Source organism: Algoriphagus sp., from assembly GCF_024642405.1.
GTDB lineage: Bacteria > Bacteroidota > Bacteroidia > Cytophagales > Cyclobacteriaceae > Algoriphagus.
Genome location: NZ_JAHEBC010000322.1, coordinates 1 through 4,343 on the forward strand (window position 1 = coordinate 1; position 4,343 = coordinate 4,343).

General features: G+C 37.0%; 1 protein-coding gene. It reads right to left on the reverse strand.

The features are described 5' to 3' along the window. Window positions 1–4,343: beta-ketoacyl synthase N-terminal-like domain-containing protein (locus Q0L68_RS16965; RefSeq protein ID WP_296705424.1), on the reverse strand; the 4,343-nt coding region annotated here is incomplete at both ends.

The following is a 4,343-nucleotide window of genomic DNA, read 5'->3' on the forward strand; positions in this document are numbered from 1 at the left end:
TTACATCTATTTCTGTCCATATAGTACCTAAACCCAAACTCCCGGGTTCGCCTTCTATTTTGGTTACTCTATCGCAAATTAAATAAGGAGGTTGAGGTGGTCTTACCTGAAGGGCGTAGTCATCCTGGTATTCAAACAAAGGTCCAAAAACGGAAGATATCCTTCCTGAACTCAATATTTCTAACTCATGCCTATTTAAACTATTTACTTTGTGTGAAGCTAATTCAGCGATATCACTATTGAATATCGGTTCTTCTTGTTCTGAATTGAACTGGATTTCTTGTAAATTCTTTTCAAAACCCACTTTTTGCCAATCATTTTCAGGTTCAAACAAACTGTCTTGCATATTTTTCATAAACGCTGAAAAATTCTGCTGAGCAGCCAAATGGGCAGCCAAATAATTTTCATGAGCTTCTGACATTATAGCATGTTGATTTCTCAACAATTCCACAATTTCATTTTCTTCAAAATTATTTAAATCATTTTGCGTATCTGAATTATTTTCAATCTCGGGACTTGCAACATTTTTTCTTTCAAAAGACTCGGCTTGAGACTTTTCCCGAATACCATTTATATTTTCTTCAGCAATAATCGTTTTCCTTTTTCTTTTAGCAATTGCAAAAGAGGGCGCTTCCCTAAATGGATTAGTATTCTTATTTACTTCTTCTTTCAAGCCAATTGGGTTTAGCTTTTTCTTATTTTTAATTTCGGTCATGTGCATCGGAAAATCGATTTTTATTGAATTCTCCTTTTTCGGATGCTTAGCTTTCAAAGATTCTAGATTAACTGGAACTCCTGCAGCCCACAATTCTGTGGTTGCTCTCATCGTCTCGATTAGGCTTGATTGACCAGCCCTATCCATGGAAACACAAACAAATTCCTTGTCTCCCAATATTTCTTTTATTGCGACACCTAAGCTATTACGAGGCCCAAATTCCACAAAAACTCTTATCCCATCTTCCCAAGCCTTCTCAACAATTCTTGTAAAATCAATAGGGTTTACGGCTTGTCCGGTCAATGCATCAGCAACTGATTCAGAAGTTGGAGTATAAACACCATCAAGATAATTGGAATAAAAACGTACCCCTTTCACTTCGTTTACTTTTCTGGTATGTAGCTTTCTCCACGCCTTTTCAAAAGGTAAAACCGGGGCGCAGTGTATCGCTATATCATGCTCCAAAGGCATAGCTTTATTCGTTCCCAATTCTTTTATGATCCGTTCACATGCATCTTTATCACCCCCTATAACACAATCATTTTTTGTATTTACAATGGAAAGGTAGGCTCTCTCTTCTTTTTCTAGCAATTTTTTGACCTGAGCAACTGATGCCAATATTCGCCAATTGACCCAGTTAACATTTACATTTGGTAAAAGCCCCCAGTGTTCCTTAACTGATTCAAATTCCCCTCCTAAAGCTTTTGAATATAGCCCACTGTCCAGAGTTGAATGAAGTAAGCCACTCATATCTTCCCACACTCCCATTGCGAACATAGAGTTAGTCTCGCCTGATGACAGTCCAATAACTGCCTCCGGCATTAAACCCAATATCTCCTTGGTGAATGCTGTATGGATTTGACACATTAATGAAGATCCAGCTAATTGATAAAAAGGCAGCTTTTCCTCTTTACTACCTACTTCATAAATCCAATTTGTAGCAAAAGCAATGTTACTGCAATAGGGTTTTAGTGCTCCAATAAGCCCTGGAAATTCCTCTAATAAGGATTTACCCATTTTGGGATATGCTGAGGCTGCGCCTGTATATGCGAAAGCAATATCTCCCTGAATTCTTTCTTTTCTAAAATGTATATTAGGAGTAATCCATCCGTCAAGATTAGGATTCCCTGACACTAATTGAATTGCAAGTTCTCGTTGTTGTTGCAAATCATCAGCAGTAGAAACAATCCCTAATCGGTATTTTTTATCTTCTGAATAAACGTTCTTTTGAATCGAATCTATTAATTCTTCTTTATTCAAACCTGAATAACAATGGATCAAAACATCTCCTGTCGCTCTAGTTTGAATATCTTCAATTACTTCTGAATTAATTTGAAAATTACTTTCCCCTCCAAAAAATGAACGACAAGATATATCGTAGGAAAATCCCTTGTCACTTTCCAAAATAGGCTTTAGCAGACTATGATCTTTTGTCAATTGAAGACGATTCCTTATTAGAAGTATCGATGTTGCAACTTCTATTAGACCAGAACTTGCATGTGAATATCCCATTTTAGAAATCACCCAATCTTTCTCTAGGGTATATCTTTCTTCTCTAATTTCATTAGGATCTATAGATGCTAAAATTTTGTCTCCGTCTTTTATGGCGGCATCATTATTTTTTAATGCGACAACCACTGCAGTATCTGTAAGAGGCCAATCAACACCAAGTACATCTTTTAATGCTTTCGAATTGACAAACTCATCTGACATATCAACGGCTCCGACCAAGGCTGCAGATAGCTCATTATTCTGAATGGATTGAATCGCAACTTCAAGTGCCTTTGTTCCAGACAGTTCCTCTGCAGAAAGGGTATACCCCATTCCACAATAATCAAAATGATAATTTATACGATTAGCTGGGACATTTGGCATTGTTCCTAAGACTCCTGCAGAAACCAAAACTTCTCCAATATCCGTCTTGATTTGATCTAAATCATATGAAGTAGCTGATACCTCACCATCGTCTAATAAATCCTTTATTCTTTTTCTGAAACCGTATCTATTTATTTCAGCGTCAGCGCCCATTCCAATAAAAACTCCAGTATCATCTTTCCCCAAATGAATACCTTGCATTATTAAATTCTGAATGGTATTCAGCATCAATAATTGCTGACTCAGAGCCAATTTTAAATCTTTTGGCGGTGAGCTTAATTCTTTAACCTCAAAAGAAATGTTTTTCTTTTTCTCTACACTTTTCGGATTTCCAAGTAAGTGACTTAAATAGGCTTTTGCATTTGGAAAGTCAGAAGATTGGATTTCAACTCCAATAACAGCAACCTTGCTTTTTTTAGGATTAGCTGAAACACTTTCGTAGTTCGTTTTAGGATTCCATTCTTCTAATAATAGGTGGGCATTATTTCCACAAAATCCAAAATTACTTATTCCGGCAATTCGATTGGATTTACTCTTCCAAGGTTCAGCTTTACTAGAGACAGTAAATATTGAATCTGATAAAATTGTATTTAATGGCTCTGAATTGGGTACAGGCGGAAGTACTTTATTTTTGAAAGCAGAAAGAACTTTAAAAATACTTCCTATTCCAGAAGCAGTAATAGCATGACCAATATTTCCTTTTAGGGAACTTAAATGGATTTTGGAAGAGGAGGAATATACTTCCCCCATGCTTTTTATTTCTATCGTATCACCAGTACTTGTGCCGGTAGCATGGCATTCTATATAACTTATTTCTTCGGGAAGAATACCTGAAACCTCAAGAGCATCTTGCATACTCTTTACTTGGCCAGATTGGGAAGGAACTAAAAAACCTCCTTGTCTTCCATCATTGGACAACCCTATGCCCCTTATTACACCTAAAATATTATCTCCACTTTTTACCGCATCTTTTAAGCGTTTAACAACGATAAAACCTGCGCCTTCTGATGGAATTAGACCATCTGCAGCTTCATTAAATGGTCGCGATTGACCCGATGGACTTAATGCATTTAAAGCAGTGAAACCATTATGTAACAAAAAAGGGTCTGAAGCGCAAACCCCTCCAACTAGCATCATGTCTTGCGAACCACCATTTAATTTATCACAAGCTATCTTCAAGGCATACAATGAAGAAGCGCAGGCAGCATCAATTGAAAACGAATCCCCTTCAAGACCAAGAGCTTTGGCTGTAATCATAGCAGGGAATCCAGACATAAAACGATTTATCGGGTCAATGTACCTCGAAGGGTTTTTCCATTCCGGAAACATTGCTTTTAAATGTTGCTCTTCAAAATACTGGCAAAAAGATCGACTCGGGTAGCTAAGGTTTCCCAAAATCAAACCTGTCTTTGCTAAAACCTCATGCTCAGTATACCCTGCTTCTTCTAATGCTGATTTCGCAGAATGAAAACACCATTTAAATAATGGGTCAAGAACATCTATAATAGCTGGTTCAACTTTATAGGAGTTAATATCAAAATGTTGATCAAAATCTGAAATGTATCCGCCTAGATTATGCCAAGATTTATCCTTTGTAGAAGTATCAGTAGGACCAACAATTTCATCCTCCATTTTCACTCTCCAAGTATTTACCTTTTCAGCAGAAATATTTACCTTATTTTCCACTACCATTTGCCATAGTTCTTCCGGACTAAAGCAACCAGGCAATACACAACCCTGACCTATTATTGCA